This is a genomic window from Occallatibacter sp. FHG110214_02, from assembly GCF_059115385.1.
Window position 1 is genome coordinate 1 of the sequence record NZ_JBZYWK010000032.1, and the last position, 14,016, is coordinate 14,016.

Here is a 14,016-nt window from a genome sequence, read left to right on the forward strand (position 1 = left end):
CAGCTTTGACGCGGCGCTGGGCGTGGGCGGGATTCCCCGTGGCCGCGTGATTGAGATTTACGGGCCTGAGTCTTCAGGCAAGACGACGATTACGCTGCAGATTATTGCCGAGGCGCAGCGGATGGGCGGGCTGGCGGCCTTTGTGGACGCTGAGCACGCGCTTGACCCGGGCTATGCGAAGAAGCTGGGCGTGGATGTGGACAATCTGCTTGTCTCGCAGCCGGACTCGGGCGAGCAGGCGTTGGAAATTACGGAAGCGCTGGTGCGCTCGGGCGCGATTGATGTGCTGGTTGTGGACTCAGTGGCGGCGCTGGTGCCGAAGGCTGAGCTTGATGGCGAGATGGGCGACTCGCATGTGGGCCTGCAGGCTCGCTTGATGTCGCAGGCGCTGCGTAAGCTGACGGGCACGGTTTCCAAGTCGCGCACGGCGCTGATCTTCATCAACCAGATTCGCGAAAAGATTGGTGTGATGTTCGGCAATCCGGAGACGACGACCGGCGGACGCGCGCTGAAGTTTTATTCGTCGGTGCGCGTGGATATTCGCCGCATCTCGGCGCTGAAGGATGGCGACTCGGTTGTGGGCAACCGCACCAAGGTAAAGATTGTGAAGAACAAGGTGGCCGCGCCGTTCCGCGAGGCTGAGTTCGACATTCTTTACGGCGAAGGCATCAGCCGCGAGGGCGATGTGCTGGACCTGGCTGTGGCCAACGGTATTACGGAGAAGTCCGGCGCGTGGTACAGCTTTGACGGCGAGCGCATTGGTCAGGGGCGCGAGAATACCCGTAACTTCCTCAAGGAAAACCGCGAGGTCTTTGCCAAGATGGACAGCGAGTTGCGCAAGAAGCTGAACATTGGGGCGGCAACCAAGGCGGATGTGCCGGAGGTTCCGGCCGGCGGCGCGGATGAGGCCAAGGAAGTGGTGAAGGGACGGCGGTAACGCTGCCTGGGAGATGAGGAACGGCGGCTGCTTCCGGCAGTCGCCGTTTCTGTTTGTGGTATTCCCTGCTGGTTTCGGGCTTTAGGAGCGCGACTCGTGCCATAGAATCACTCTTGGAGCTGAGCACGAATGGCCGCTAATGCGCTTTATCCCGGTACGTTTGATCCGCCGACCAACGGCCATGTGGACCTGATTCAACGCGGGTCGAAGCTCTTTGAGCATTTGACGGTGGGCGTGCTGAATAATCCGGGCAAGAACCCGCTGTTTACGCCGGCTGAACGCGTGGAGATGCTGCAGGAGGCTACGCGCTCGCTCGGAAATGTTTCCGTGGCCAACTTTGACGGGCTGACGGTGGACTTTGCGCGGTCGCTTGGCGCAACGGCGATTCTGCGCGGCATTCGCGCTATCTCCGATTATGAGTACGAGTTCCAGATGGCGCTGATGAATCGGCGTCTTGCTCCTGAACTTGAGACGGTATTTTTGCAGCCTGCGGGGCGGTACTCGTTTGTCAGCTCGCGGATGGTGAAAGAAGTCTTCAGCTTTGGCGGGGATATCTCGGGGCTGGTTCCGCCAAATGTTTTGAAGCGGCTGCGCGGACGGATGCCGAAGCAGTAATTCCTTTTCTTCCATATAGATTGCTTTTGCGCGGAATTTGCGGTTGCGGCTTCTCTTGAACTTCACATCTTGACAATCAAGAGGAAAGAGCCTAGCTTCGGTTGCATGACCGACGAGAATACCGACGTAATTCAGGGCACGCTCGACATGCTGATTTTGAAGACGCTGAGCCTGGAGCCGATGCACGGCTTTGGCATTGCGCGGCGCGTGGAGCAGGTTTCGCGCGGAGTCTTCAAGATCAATCCCGGCTCGCTGCTGACGGCAATGCAAAGGCTGGAACGCGCGGGGTGGCTTGACTCCGAGTGGCGGCAGACGGAGAACTCGCGGCGGGCGAAGTATTACTCGCTGACGCGTGCGGGCAAGAAGCAGCTTGAGATTGAAACAGCCGACTGGACGCGGCGGGCTTCTGCCGTGGCGCGCTTGTTGAAGTCGGAGGCTTAACGCATGGCATCGCTTCGTTCGCTGAGGTATGGATTGCGCAACCTGCTACGGCGCGGTGCGCGCGAACGGGATGTTGCGGAAGAAGTGGAGCAGTTTTACCAGGAAGAAATCAGCGAGCGGGAACGGCAGGGGATGAGCGCGGAAGAGGCTCGCCGCGCGGTTCGCATGGAGATGGGGACGATGAGCGTGGCGCGGGAGCAGGCGAGTTCTTTCGGATGGGAAAACAGCGTGAGCGCGTTTTTTGCGGACCTGCGCTTTGCGGCGCGGCAGTTGATGAAGCATCGCGCCTTCACACTTACCGCAACGTTGACGCTTGCGCTTGGGATTGGCGCAAATGCGGCTATCTTCACAGCGATCAATTCGATTCTGCTAGCGCCGTTGCCGTATAATAATCCGGGCAGGCTTGCGATTCTCGGCACACAATACAGCAATATCAGTGGCGTCTCGCAGCGCGTGACAGGGCCGGATGCCATGGATGTGCGCGAGCAGACGAAGAGTCTGGAGGCGGTGAGCCTTTATTTTGGCGGCAGCCTGAGCGTGCAGTTGCGCGGGCATGCCACGTTTGCCGCTGTGCGATGGGTGGATAAGGATTTTGCGCGTGTCTTCCAGTTGCAGCCGATTGCGGGCAGGCTCTTTACCGATGCGGAGTCGCATCATGCGGCGCTGGTGAGCGAGTTGTTTGCGCGCGATAACTTTGGCGGTCCGCAGGCGGCGCTGGGGCAGGTGCTGCAGATTGAGAATGAAGCGATTGAGATTGTCGGCGTGCTGCCGGGTGGGTTTGATTTCCCGAACAAGACGCAGGTGTGGGAGGCATCTTCCATGCAGCCGGAGTCAAAGTCGCGCACGGCCTTTAATTACAGGGCTGTGGCACTGCTGCGCGAAGGTACGAGCTTCAAGGCGGCGCAGGCGGAACTCGATGGTCTCTCCGGACGATTGCAGGCTGCTTATCCGGATGACAATCGCAACAAGCAGATTGAGGCCCTGCCAATGGCCGAGGCGTTGACTGGCGATGCGCGGCCAACGTTGATGCTGCTTTGGGGAACGGTGGGCATCATCCTGCTGATTGCGTGCGTGAATGTGACGCATCTGCAGCTCGTTCGCTCAATGGAGCGGCAGCGCGAGATTGCGATTCGCAAGGCGCTGGGGTCGTCACGCTGGCAGGTGATGCGGCCTGTGTTGCTGGAGAGCCTGCTGCTGGCGATGCTTGGCTGCGTGTTTGGCGTGCTGCTGGCGATTCCCGCAGTCCGAATGCTGGTGGCGATGGCTCCGAAACAGTTGCCGCGTGCTGGTGAGATTCATCTGAATGGCTGGGTACTGGCCTTTACGATGGCTATCTCGGTGTTGACGGCGCTGGTGTCGTCGATATTGCCGGCGATGCGTGCGGCGAAGGTGAATGCTGCCGATGCGATGAAGCAGGATGCTTCGCGTGGCATGGGGCGCAAGGGCGCTGCGACGCTGCGCGATAGCCTTGTGGTTGCGGAAGTGGCGGCAACCTTTGTGCTTGCCGTTGCGGCGGCGCTGCTGTTGCGCACGATGACTACGCTGATGACGCGTGACCTGGGCTTTGAGACGCGGCAGATGCTGGTGGTGGAGGCCGATGCGCCGGCGCATACGGAGGAGGACTATCTTCGTGTTGTGCGGCAGTTCAATGGCCTCTTCACAGAGCTGAGCGCTGTGCCGGGCGTGGAGCATGTGGCGGGCATCATGGGGCTTCCCATGGGAACGTTTGGCTCGAATGGCAGCTATACGCCGCACGGTGGATTGTCTTTTGACCCGCATCATGCGCCGGAAGCGGAGTTCAGCGTAGCCAGTCCCGGATATTTTGAGACGGTGGGGATACCCATGCTGCGTGGTCGTGATTTCAATGCACAGGACACTTACAAGAGTCCGCTTGTTGTCATCATCAGCGAGTCTGTTGCGAAGCAGAGCTTCGGCAATATTGACCCGATTGGCAAAGAGATTCAGTGCGGGCTTGATGAAACCAGCACGAAAGGGATGACCGTAATCGGCATCGTGCGCGACGTGCGGCAGGACTCGCCTGCGGAAAAACCTGGCCCAGCACTCTACATGGCCATGACGCAGCATCCGTATTTTGCGGACCAGATTTACATTGCGATGAGGACGCACGTGAAGCCGCTTACGCTGATTGACACGGTGCAGACGAAGATTGCGCAGGTGAATCCGCAGACTGCTGTGCGCTTTACCACGATGGATGCGATGGTGAGCAATTCCATTACAACGGAGCGTTTTCGTGCGGTGCTTATCTCTGGTTTCGCCGCTGCGGGATTGCTGCTGGCGATGCTTGGCGTTTATGGAACGATGGCGTACACCGTGGCGCAGCGCACGTTTGAGATTGGGCTGCGTATGGCCTTTGGCGCGAATCGCGCGGTGATTCTGCGTGGGATTCTTCGTCATGCGGCGGCGCTTGCCTGCGTGGGAATTGCTGCGGGGATTGCGCTGAGTTTGCTGCTGGCGCGGCTGGTAACTGCGATGCTTGTGGGCGTGAAGCCGATGGACCCGGTAAGCCTGGGAGCGGCGGCGGCGCTGCTGTTGCTTACTGCCATTGCAGCGGCTGCCGCTCCCGGATGGAAGGCAACGCATGTTGATCCGTTGAAGGCGTTGCGTACGGAGTAGTTATCCGCGCAGGGCCTTCAGCACGTTTTCCGTCGTGTCCACTTCGCCCTGGCGCGGAAAGGTAACTTCGATGGCGTGCCTGTGCGCGGCGGGGTTCAGGTCGGCCATCGCGTCGGAGACGAAGACCACGTTATAGCCGAGGTCGAAGGCGCTTCGGGAGGTTGCTTCCACGCCCATGCTGGTGGCGATGCCGGTCATGAAGACCTGTGTTACGCCTTTTTCGCGCAGCTTGGCGTCGAGATCGGTGCCGAGGAAGGCGCCTACGCGCTGCTTGCTGATGAGAATGTCGGAGGGTTGCGTATTCAGCTCCGGCACCAGGTCGGCCCAGTTGGGAGCGAAGGCGCGGTTGCCGAAGCCCTGATCGACGCGGCCCGGCGCGCGACCTACTACGTTAACGAGAACGACCGGAAGGCCACGCTGGCGGAAGGCTGCTGCCAACTCTGCCGAGCGTGCAACTACATCGGCGGAGCCAAGCTCGGTGGTTAATCCTGTAATGCCCTTTTGCAGATCAATGACGATGAGGGCGGCGGTGGGGTCTAGCTGTGTGAGCGGCATGGAGACTCCTTTGGGTTATTCCTTGTGTTTGGTGGCGAAGCGCACGCTCAGCGGGAGACTGAGCACGGCGATGCCTGCGAAGAAAATGATGTAGGCCATGAGACTGCCGGAGGTTGGTTTTCCGGTATGGAAGAGAATGGCTCCGATGATGAGATTGAGCAGTCCCCATGCGGTGTTGACGAGCGGCGAGGAAAGGCCCTGGCCGGGCGGCTTGGCGAAGGGCGTGGGAAAGCGGTTTCCGGAGACACCGTGAATGAAGTGCGGCACGGCGTTGGCGAGAAATGCTCCGGCAAAGAAGCATGCGAGAGAGTCATGCCAGTTCATTGCGAGTCTCCTTTCGATGTCGAACAAACATTGCTGATTGTCATTGCAGCTGCTCTTCTGCCGGCTGCAGGGTAGCTTGCATGGCTGCCTGCACTCGCGGCAGGTGCAGCGTGAACCAGACGGAGGCAAGGAGGCAGCAGCTTCCTGTTAGCACAACGGTGTAGGGCGCGCCGATCCAGTGCGCGAGTGCTCCGGCAAGCAGGCTGCCCACGGGCGCGGAGCCGTAGAAGGCCATGGTGTAGTAGCTCATGGTGCGGGCGCGCATCTCTTCCGAAACCAGCGACTGAATCATGGTGTTGACGGACGAGGCGCACTGCATGAGCCCGTATCCGACGAAGACCATGCAGACGAGCGAGGGTACAAGCCAGTGCGAGAAGCCAAAGAGCACGAGCGCGACGCTGGTGAGGATGACGCCGATCTGCACGCCACGCGCCAGTCCTTCGGCAGACTTTTTGGCGGCGAGCATAAAGGCGGCGGTGAGTGTGCCGAGACCTCCTGCGGCAGAGAGCCAGCCGAGCGTGTGCGCATTGCCGTGCAGAATCTGCGTAGCGAAGATGGGCAGCAGCACCATGGAGGGATATCCCATGAGGCTGGTGAGCGCGAAGAGAATGAGCAGCGTGCGTGCTGCTTCAAAGGTGCGGATATAGTGCCAGCCTTCGTACATCTGCTCGAAGATGGTTTTTGAGTGGCGCGGCGTGGCTTTGCGCTGCGTGCGCATCATAAGCAGCGAGGCGATGACGGCGAGGTAGCTGATGCCGTCGGCGAGAAAGCAGAAGCCTTCTCCGAAATAGCCGATGACAGCACCGGCGATGGCTGGGCCGATGAGGCGCGCTCCGCTGTTGATGGAGGAGTTGAGCGCGATGGCGTTGCTGAGGTCGGCGCGGTCGTCAATGATTTCGACGAGGAAGGACTGCCGCGCGGGCATTTCCAGCGCGTTGAGCAAGCCCTGCGTGGCAGCGAGCACCATAATCTCCCACAGGTTGATGCGGTGCGCTAGCGTGAGCGCGGCCATCGCCAGCGACTGCAGGGTGTTGCCGACCTGCACCCATACGAGCAGCTTGCGGCGGTTTATACGCTCCACCCAGACACCGGCAAAGGGGCCAATCAGGAAAGAGACAATCTGGCTGGCAAAGCTCACGATGCCGAGCAGCAGCGCCGAGTGCGTGAGGCGGTAGACGAGCCAGCTTGAGGCGATGCGCGTCATCCACGTGCCGACGACAGAGATGCTTTGGCCCGCAAAGTAAAGCTGGAAGTTGCGCGAGCGCAGGGCGCGCCATGCGTGCGAGAATGAGGCGCTCACTTCTCCACCTTGTCGTTCTCCACCAGCTTGCGGATGATTTCTCCGGCGGCGAAGAGAGTTTCCTGATCGCGCTTGTCGAGCTGCGTGATGGTTTGCAGGAGCCACGTCTCCTTGGCGGTGCGGGCGCTGCGGCGAACCTCCGCACCGTGCGCGGTGATGGAAACCATCATCTGCCGACCGTCAGTAGGGTGCGGCGAGCGCGCTACGAGGCCGGCTTCTTCGAGCGCGGCCACGGTTGTTCCCATTGACTGCGGCTTTACGCCTTCGCCGCGTGCCAGCTCCGCGGTGGTTGCGGGGCCTTCCCGCTCCAGCCGCCCCAGAACCATTGATTCCGAGATGGAAAGCTCACTCTGCGCGGCAGCCGCGCGCACGCGGCGAACCAGCAGACCGATGGCGCGGATGAAGTCGGTGATGGATGCCTCGTAGGATTTGCCCTTCATTCCACAGTTATTCTGGCATATTAGAAGTTAAACTTGCAAGTTTGACTGTTAATATGGCGTGAATGAAATTGCCAACTATTTAGCGTGAAGGGTTATGCAGGGCGAGAAATTTATACTGGTATACGCCATGAGTACGTTTCTACCTGTAGAGGAACAGCTTGATTTGCTTCAGAAGGGCGCGGCGGAGATTATCCGCGTGTCGGACCTTCGCGAGCGCCTTGAAGAGAGCCGCAAAACCGGACGCCCGCTGCGCGTAAAGGCCGGGTTTGATCCGACTGCGCCCGACCTGCACCTTGGCCACACGGTGCTGATGCGCAAACTGCGGCATTTTCAACAGCTTGGGCATCAGGTCATCTTTTTGATCGGCGATTTCACTTCGCTGATTGGCGACCCGACGGGCCGCAACGTCACGCGCAAGCCGCTGACGCGCGAGCAGATTAGCCTGAACGCCGAGACGTATAAGGAACAGGTCTTCAAGATTCTCGACGAGAAACTGACCGAGGTTCGTTACAACTCGGAGTGGCTGGGGAAGCTGGACTACGAGGGCACGATTCGCCTGACGGCACACTTTACGGTTTCGCAGATGCTGGAGCGCGATGATTTTTCCAAGCGCTTCCAGGCGGAGCAGCCTATCAGCCTGCACGAGCTGCTGTACCCGGTGATGCAGGGGTACGACTCCGTCGCGCTGGAGTGCGATGTGGAGCTGGGCGGAACCGACCAGAAGTTTAACCTGTTGTGCGGGCGCGAGCTGCAGCGGCAGTATGCGCAGAAGCCGCAGATTGTGCTGATGACGCCGATTCTGGAAGGTCTCGACGGCGTGCAGAAGATGTCGAAGTCGCTGGGCAATGCGATTGGTATTCAGGAGCCTGCGCCGGAGATGTACGGCAAGCTCATGTCGATTTCCGACGAGCTGATGTGGAAGTACTGGGTCTTCCTCACTGACCTGAAGCAGAGCGAAGTGGATGCAATGAAGGTGGAGGTTGCTGCCGGAACGCTGCATCCCATGCAGGTGAAGAAGAATCTTGCGCGTACCATCACCGCTGGTTTTCATGGCGAGGCTGCTGCGCAGTCTGCCGATGAAAACTGGGCGCGCATGTTTCAGCAGAAGGCTGTGAGCGAAGACCTCGAAGAGGTCCACATTGCATTTGCGGATGTGGAAGGGCCTGCGGAAGTGATGCAGATTCGGTTGCCGAAGCTGCTGGTGCAGCTTGGGCTTGCGGCCAGCAATGCGGAGGCGAATCGCAAGATTGCCGAGAAGGCTGTAAAGCTGGATGGCGAAGTTGCGGCCAATGCTCTGGTGCCGATTGATTGCGTCCCCGCGAAGCTTGTGGTGCGGCTTGGCAAGCGCGCCAAGGTGGCCGTTATCGGTGGAGTCGGCGAAGGCGTCTAACGCTCTTCGGCCAACTCCATCGCCGCGTGCTCTTACGGTTGATGGACCAACCCCAGCTATTGCGCGTATCGGAGATCATGATTCCTTCTCCCTTCGTTGCGAGCTTCCATAGACCTGCTCGCTGAGTGGCCGGAAGGGCTCCGTCGAGAAGATGGCTTCGATAGGCAGGCCGAAATAGGCGGCAATGGAAAAAGCCAGCTTGAGGCTGGGGCCGTAGTCGCCACGCTCGAGGAAGCCGATGGTCTGGTAGTTCACCCCTACGGCGTCGGCCAGGTCCTGCCGGCTGATGCCGCGCTCGGCGCGCAGAACTGCGATGCGGTTGTAGAGGCCGCTTTCGCCGGGGCCGGGATTTCCGTTATCAACCACTACATTATGTTGCGTATACACAACATAATTGTCAAATGGAAAATATCAGGCCAGAATTTTTGGGCAAAAAGAATGGCCGGGCTTTTGAGTCCGGCCATTGGTAACGTGAGATTTTTAATGCGGTTACGCCTCGAAATCCAGCTCTACGGGGTCAATCAGCGGGACCAGCCACTCCAGCAGCGCCTGGTGCTCTGGGTGGATGGTGTAGGCGTCGGCGGCGGCCTTGTCGGTAAAGGTCATCAACCCGGCGAAGGTGAACCCCTGATTGCGCGGAGAGACATTGTCCCCGGCATGCACATCGATGAGGCCGGGAATCACGCCACGAAAGCCGAGAATAACCTGCTTGGCACGGAATTTTTCGGCCACGGTGGCCTCGGGCTTCCAGCGAAAACCAAAGATGTGGATGAACATGGGGCCTCCTGCGTTAGTTTCCGAGAGCAAAGGTTCGCGCCGACTCCAGCAGCTTCTTCACGTTTTCCGGCGAAGTAGATTCCGTGTAGATGCGCATCAGCGGCTCGGTGCCGCTGGCGCGCAACAGAATCCATGTTTCCGCCGCGTTGGGCTTGGTGGCGGCCTCGGGGTTGTCGAGGTAGAACTTTACTCCGTCGAGCGTTTCCTGCCGCAGAATCTTCATGCCTGCAAATCCCACATCGCCAGCCTTGAGTGCCCGCGCCTTCGCAATCGCGGCATTCTTCACGGCATCGGGAATATGCAGGTCAATGCGTCCGTAATGGTGCTCGCCATACTCAGCCTGCAAGTCCGCCACAAGCTGGCCTAGCGTCTTGCCCTCTTCGGCCATTACGTTCGCCAGCAGCAGTGCATTCAGCAGGCCGTCGCGCTCCGGCAGATGGCGCTGGAAGCCAATGCCGCCTGACTCCTCGCCGCCCATCAGAATTTCGCGCTCCAGCATGTAGTCGCAGACATACTTGAAGCCGATGCCGTGCTCCAGCAGCTCGCGGCCATGCTTGGCTGCGATGCGGTCCAGCATCTTGGTGGTGTTGAAGGCACGCGTCACCGCGCCCGGCCAGCCTTTGCGCTCGATTGCCCAGCGCAGCAGTATGGAAAAAATCTTGTGTGGGTCAACAAAGTTGCCGTGCTCGTCGGTTGCGCCAATGCGGTCGGCGTCGCCGTCGGTGCACAGGCCGGAGTCGCACTTGTGCGCCACTACGGCTTCGCCCAGTGCGCGGATGTGCGGCTCGATTGGCTCCGGGTTGATGCCGGGAAAGAGCGGGTTCGCTTCGCTGCGAATCTGGACATGGTCCACGCCAATGCGCGTGAAGATGTCGGAAAGGATGGTGCCGCCTGCGCCGTACATGGAATCAATCGCAAACTTCATTCCGGACTTTGCAATCAGGTCGAGGTCCGCGAAGCTCTCAATGGCTTTCAGATAATCGGGTACGAAATTGACTTCGGTAATTGCGGCAGGCGTTGGAGCCTGCGCGACGGGCTGGCCGAGAAAGCTTTCAATCTCCGCGATGATGGAGGGCTTGCCCGAGCCGCCGTACCATGCTTTGTACTTCACGCCGTTCCACTGCGCGGGGTTGTGGGAGGAGGTAATCATGATGCCGCCCGCGGCCTTGTGCCCACGCACGCCGTAGCTCAGCGCTGGAGTGGGCGTAATGCGATCGGCCAGCAGAACGGGGATGCCCGTTGCGGCGGCTGCCTCAGCGCAGGCGCGCGCAAAGGCTTTGGAGCCAAAGCGCGTGTCGTAACCGATGCACAGGCCTTTCGATGGGTCTTCCTTGGCATGAATATAAGCGGCAACTGCTTCAGCAGCCGCACGCACATTGGCAAAGGTAAAATCGTCAGCAATTACGCCGCGCCAGCCGTCCGTTCCGAACTTGACTTGCGGATGGGACATTGAAAACAGAGCTCCTCTTATAGATACAAATCACGATTGCGCATTCCGTGGAATACGTTGCAGCTCTGCATATCCAACTACGAAAGAAGCAATGGGCTGCAGAGAGATTTTATCCCGGAGGCCAGGCCAGGGCGCGTCCGCCAAGCAGGTGCAAATGGAGGTGGCCCACGGTCTGGCCACCGTTTGCGCCGGTGTTCACCACCACGCGGTATCCCTTGCCGAGCTTTTTCTTTTCGGCAATCTCCGCGGCCTTGCTCAGCAGGTGCCCCAGCAGTGACGTGTCTTCAGGCTTGGCGTCTGCGAGCGAGTCAATGTGCTCACGCGGCACGATGAGAATGTGCACCGGCGCCTGCGGATGAATATCTGGAAAGGCGTAGCACTTTTCATCGAGATAGACGGGCGAGGAAGGAATCTCGCCGGCAACGATCTTGCAGAAGAGGCAGTCCATCGTGCGTACAGTGTACATTGCTATTCGCGGGTACTTGTAGTTCCCTGGGACAGCGCGGTTGCGGCGGGCGCAAGCGTGACTGTACGCACGCAGTTGCGGCACTCGTTTTTCGCCTGGTAGAGAGCCACGTCTACCGCATGGAGAAGCTGCGCGCTGGTAAGGTCGCCCGCGCCTTTTTGCCATGTGGCTACGCCGATGCTCGCCGTGACACGGCCAAATGGGCTGGATGGATGCTCAATGTTCAACTCCGCCAATGCTTCCGTCATTTTGTCCGCAACATAACGTGCGTCCTCTGCGCCGGTGTTGGCAAAGATGGCGACAAACTCCTCGCCGCCGTAGCGTGCCAGCGCGCCTCCGGCGGCCTCTGTTTCGCCGAGCCATGCGTTGGCTGCCGATTGCAGGCAGGCGTCCCCGGCGATGTGGCCGAGCGTGTCATTGAAGAGCTTGAAGTAATCAATATCCAGCAACAGCAGGGAGAGCGGCTGGCCGCTACGCTGCGCGCGCTTGCGCTCTTTTTCAAGCGAAGTGGAAAACCACCGCCGGTTGTAAAGCCCCGTAAGCGGGTCCTGCAGCGAAAGCTCTTCCAGGCGGATGTTGACTGAGCGCAGATTCCATTGCACGCTCAGCAACTGCAGTTGCCCATATGCCGAGCGAAAACCAAAGAGCGCAAAGCTGGCTAATCCCAGCAGGATGCCAAGCAGCGGACGATGGCCGGCAACCGCCAGCAGCATGCTGGCAAGAATGGCGAAAAGCGAAAGGAATGCCGGCGCTCCGACGCGCAGAAACAGGAAGAAGTGATTCGGCTCTACCGGGTCGGTCTTGCGCGTAAAGAATGTAACCGCCACAACAAAAGCAAGCAACGAAAGGTCACCAAACACAAAGAGCGGAGAGCCGGGCGCAACGGCCCATATACGAATAAATAACTGGTTGGTCAGGATGCCGATGGGCACGCTAACCCAAAGAAATGCCATAAGTACGCGATGGAAGAAGCGCGAACCGGAGGTTTCCGCCGTAAAAACCGCCAGCGGGGCTAGCAGAACCAGCAGAATAAGCAGCGAATAAACATAGCGGCTGACCAGCACCGGATCGGGAACCATGAAGGTTCCGCCGCCAAGCTCCAGCAGAACCGGCGAGAAGATGCGGGAAAAAATCAGCGCAATGAGCAGCGCCTGGCACAGATCAAGCACGCGGTTGACGCCGCGCTCCGTCTCTTCCGGCACGCAGAGGGCCAGCAGCAGCGGGATTCCGCGATAGACACTCAGGAGGTCGTTGAGCCATGTGGCCACGGTGAAAAGGTGGATCACATTTTCGGAAATCAGGATGCAGATATAACTGCTGATCGTCAGCAAAAAGCTGAGAATCACCATCAGCCAACGCCATTGCACCTTGCCGGGCGCACGCCGACATTGCTCGATTGCGGCGGCGGCGCATGTGGCATAAAGAGCAATCCATGCGATGGGGGTGATCCACGCAGTCTGCGGAGAGGACAGGCTGAGGCCGAGATGGCACGCGAGGATGACGAGAACTGCGCCAATCCAGAACCGCGTCAGGAATCTGGATTGTCCCTGGGCTCGGATTGCCGGAGTGTCTGACTGCCCGGAGCTGGCTTGCGTCGTCAAAGAAACAATTCTCCAGTCCTGCCCCGCAGGCAGCGGACAAGAGATAAGATGCTGAAACTGCCTTATGGACATGGCCTTCCCCCAAGGAAGGCGCTACTTAAGTTTACAGTCTGTGCACAAAGATACCTGAAAAGAGCATGTGCCGACCATCTTAAGCCGCATCGGCTGCGGAAGTGCCATTGCCCGATTTATGCGCAAGCTGACGGCGCACAATTTCAAGAAACATACCTGCGGCGGGATTGTGATGGCTGTGTTGCATGCCGATGTCTACCGTGGTGCGGTGGCCGGAGCGCACCTTCTTGTACACAATGCCGGGAACCGTGAGATTGGCCACACATGCAGGAGCCAGTGAGACGCCAAGCCCCGCAGCGACCAGCCGCACAACCGTAGACCACTGTGGAGCCTCCTGCAAAATTTCCGGACGAAAGCCATCTGCCTCGCAACATGCCATGGTGCGGTCAAAGGCAAGCGGGCCCATGTGCCGCGCAAACAGCACGAACGGCTCGCCGCGTAGCTCACCGACACGAATGGAGGCCTTGCCCGCCAGTGGATGGCGCGTAGGAAGCACGGCGATGTAGCGCTCGCTTAGAAGCGGCTCCAGCGTCAGGCCTTCGCGCGGTTCTCCATCGCGCAGCAGGCCCAGGTCCAGCGTTCCATCCTGCAACTGTGCAAGCTGGTCGGCGGTTACCAGTTCGCGCAGCCGCAGCTCCACGCCGGGATAGATGCGGCGGAATCGCCGAATCGCCCTGGGCAGCGGAGTAAACATTGCGGACCCGCTGAAACCCACGGTCAGCACGCCGCTGCGGCCTTCGCCCAGCCGCCGCGCCATCTCCACATCGTCGCCAAGCTTGGCTACGGTGCTGCGTGCGCGCTCCAGAAAATACTCGCCCACACGCGTAAGCCGAACGCCGCGCGTGGTGCGGTCAAAGAGCGCGTAGCCGAGTATCTTTTCCAGGCTGCGAATCTGCTGGCTCAGCGGTGGCTGCGCCATTCCCAGCTGCTCCGCGGCGCGGCCAAAGTGCAGCGTCTCCGCAACGGCAAGAAAGTAACGCAGGTGGCGAATCTCGATTTCGCGATTCATATGAA

The 14,016-nt window shown here is 59.7% G+C and carries 15 protein-coding genes; 5 read left to right on the plus strand and 10 right to left on the minus strand.

Going from position 1 to position 14,016, the window contains the following annotated elements; genetic code table 11:
• From recA to AC5S3R_RS18995, 4 genes are all read left to right on the plus strand, one after another.
• A partial coding sequence (recA, locus tag AC5S3R_RS18980) for a recombinase RecA (RefSeq protein WP_494268757.1) occupies positions 1 to 937 on the plus strand: 937 nt, incomplete at its 5' end.
• Between the two features lie 129 nt (positions 938 to 1,066).
• A complete protein-coding gene (gene coaD, locus AC5S3R_RS18985) occupies positions 1,067 to 1,552 on the plus strand; it encodes a pantetheine-phosphate adenylyltransferase (protein ID WP_494268759.1) in 486 nt (161 codons plus the stop codon).
• A 105-nt stretch (positions 1,553 to 1,657) separates the two neighbouring features.
• Positions 1,658 to 1,993: a PadR family transcriptional regulator gene (locus AC5S3R_RS18990; protein WP_494268762.1), complete on the plus strand. Its 336-nt coding sequence runs from the start codon at positions 1,658 to 1,660 to the stop codon at positions 1,991 to 1,993.
• Between the two features lie 3 nt (positions 1,994 to 1,996).
• A complete protein-coding gene (locus tag AC5S3R_RS18995; RefSeq protein ID WP_494268763.1) occupies positions 1,997 to 4,627 on the plus strand; it encodes an ABC transporter permease in 2,631 nt (876 codons plus the stop codon).
• Here AC5S3R_RS18995 and AC5S3R_RS19000 read toward each other — a convergent pair whose 3' ends face one another.
• The 4 genes from AC5S3R_RS19000 to AC5S3R_RS19015 are packed head-to-tail and all read right to left on the minus strand — an operon-like array spanning position 4,628 to position 7,246.
• Positions 4,628 to 5,182 (minus strand): isochorismatase family protein, encoded by a 555-nt coding sequence (locus AC5S3R_RS19000; RefSeq protein WP_494268765.1) that lies wholly within the window; start codon positions 5,180 to 5,182, stop codon positions 4,628 to 4,630.
• 15 nt (positions 5,183 to 5,197) lie between these two features.
• Positions 5,198 to 5,506: a hypothetical protein gene (locus tag AC5S3R_RS19005; protein WP_494268766.1), complete on the minus strand. Its 309-nt coding sequence runs from the start codon at positions 5,504 to 5,506 to the stop codon at positions 5,198 to 5,200.
• Positions 5,507 to 5,546: 40 nt separating this feature from the next.
• Complete coding sequence (locus tag AC5S3R_RS19010; protein ID WP_494268767.1) at positions 5,547 to 6,806, minus strand: MFS transporter; 1,260 nt, start codon at positions 6,804 to 6,806, stop codon at positions 5,547 to 5,549.
• Positions 6,803 to 7,246 carry a MarR family winged helix-turn-helix transcriptional regulator gene (locus AC5S3R_RS19015; protein WP_494268768.1) on the minus strand — a complete coding sequence of 148 codons (444 nt, stop codon included), beginning with the start codon at positions 7,244 to 7,246 and terminating at the stop codon, positions 6,803 to 6,805. The genes AC5S3R_RS19010 and AC5S3R_RS19015 overlap by 4 nt, the downstream gene beginning before the upstream one ends.
• Positions 7,247 to 7,373: 127 nt before the next feature.
• Between AC5S3R_RS19015 and tyrS the strand changes: the two genes are divergently transcribed.
• The gene (tyrS, locus tag AC5S3R_RS19020) at positions 7,374 to 8,636 is read left to right on the plus strand and encodes a tyrosine--tRNA ligase (RefSeq protein ID WP_494268770.1); all 1,263 of its coding nucleotides are present in this window, start codon (positions 7,374 to 7,376) and stop codon (positions 8,634 to 8,636) included.
• Between the two features lie 75 nt (positions 8,637 to 8,711).
• Here the strand turns inward: tyrS and AC5S3R_RS19025 are convergent, their stop codons facing one another.
• The 6 genes from AC5S3R_RS19025 to AC5S3R_RS19050 form a co-directional block, all read right to left on the minus strand.
• Positions 8,712 to 9,002 carry a helix-turn-helix transcriptional regulator gene (locus AC5S3R_RS19025; protein WP_494268771.1) on the minus strand — a complete coding sequence of 97 codons (291 nt, stop codon included), beginning with the start codon at positions 9,000 to 9,002 and terminating at the stop codon, positions 8,712 to 8,714.
• A 123-nt stretch (positions 9,003 to 9,125) separates the two neighbouring features.
• Positions 9,126 to 9,413 carry a Dabb family protein gene (locus AC5S3R_RS19030; RefSeq protein WP_494268772.1) on the minus strand — a complete coding sequence of 96 codons (288 nt, stop codon included), beginning with the start codon at positions 9,411 to 9,413 and terminating at the stop codon, positions 9,126 to 9,128.
• A 13-nt stretch (positions 9,414 to 9,426) separates the two neighbouring features.
• The gene (locus tag AC5S3R_RS19035; RefSeq protein ID WP_494268773.1) at positions 9,427 to 10,863 is read right to left on the minus strand and encodes a phosphohexomutase domain-containing protein; all 1,437 of its coding nucleotides are present in this window, start codon (positions 10,861 to 10,863) and stop codon (positions 9,427 to 9,429) included.
• Between the two features lie 109 nt (positions 10,864 to 10,972).
• A complete protein-coding gene (locus tag AC5S3R_RS19040) occupies positions 10,973 to 11,329 on the minus strand; it encodes a histidine triad nucleotide-binding protein (RefSeq protein ID WP_494268774.1) in 357 nt (118 codons plus the stop codon).
• A 2-nt stretch (positions 11,330 to 11,331) separates the two neighbouring features.
• Entirely contained in the window at positions 11,332 to 13,002 is a 1,671-nt protein-coding gene (locus AC5S3R_RS19045; protein WP_494268775.1) for a GGDEF domain-containing protein, read from the minus strand.
• A 79-nt stretch (positions 13,003 to 13,081) separates the two neighbouring features.
• Entirely contained in the window at positions 13,082 to 14,011 is a 930-nt protein-coding gene (locus AC5S3R_RS19050) for a LysR family transcriptional regulator (protein ID WP_494268776.1), read from the minus strand.
• Between the last annotated feature and the right edge of the window lie 5 nt (positions 14,012 to 14,016).

Coding starts and splice junctions, on each gene's coding strand:
- coaD (WP_494268759.1), top strand. CDS start 1,067: ATGGCCGCTAATGCGCTTTATCCCGGTACGTTTGATCCGCCGACCAAC.
- AC5S3R_RS18990 (WP_494268762.1), top strand. CDS start 1,658: ATGACCGACGAGAATACCGACGTAATTCAGGGCACGCTCGACATGCTG.
- AC5S3R_RS18995 (WP_494268763.1), top strand. CDS start 1,997: ATGGCATCGCTTCGTTCGCTGAGGTATGGATTGCGCAACCTGCTACGG.
- AC5S3R_RS19000 (WP_494268765.1), bottom strand. CDS start 5,182: ATGCCGCTCACACAGCTAGACCCCACCGCCGCCCTCATCGTCATTGAT.
- AC5S3R_RS19005 (WP_494268766.1), bottom strand. CDS start 5,506: ATGAACTGGCATGACTCTCTCGCATGCTTCTTTGCCGGAGCATTTCTC.
- AC5S3R_RS19015 (WP_494268768.1), bottom strand. CDS start 7,246: ATGAAGGGCAAATCCTACGAGGCATCCATCACCGACTTCATCCGCGCC.
- tyrS (WP_494268770.1), top strand. CDS start 7,374: ATGAGTACGTTTCTACCTGTAGAGGAACAGCTTGATTTGCTTCAGAAG.
- AC5S3R_RS19030 (WP_494268772.1), bottom strand. CDS start 9,413: ATGTTCATCCACATCTTTGGTTTTCGCTGGAAGCCCGAGGCCACCGTG.
- AC5S3R_RS19035 (WP_494268773.1), bottom strand. CDS start 10,863: ATGTCCCATCCGCAAGTCAAGTTCGGAACGGACGGCTGGCGCGGCGTA.
- AC5S3R_RS19040 (WP_494268774.1), bottom strand. CDS start 11,329: ATGTACACTGTACGCACGATGGACTGCCTCTTCTGCAAGATCGTTGCC.
- AC5S3R_RS19045 (WP_494268775.1), bottom strand. CDS start 13,002: ATGTCCATAAGGCAGTTTCAGCATCTTATCTCTTGTCCGCTGCCTGCG.
- AC5S3R_RS19050 (WP_494268776.1), bottom strand. CDS start 14,011: ATGAATCGCGAAATCGAGATTCGCCACCTGCGTTACTTTCTTGCCGTT.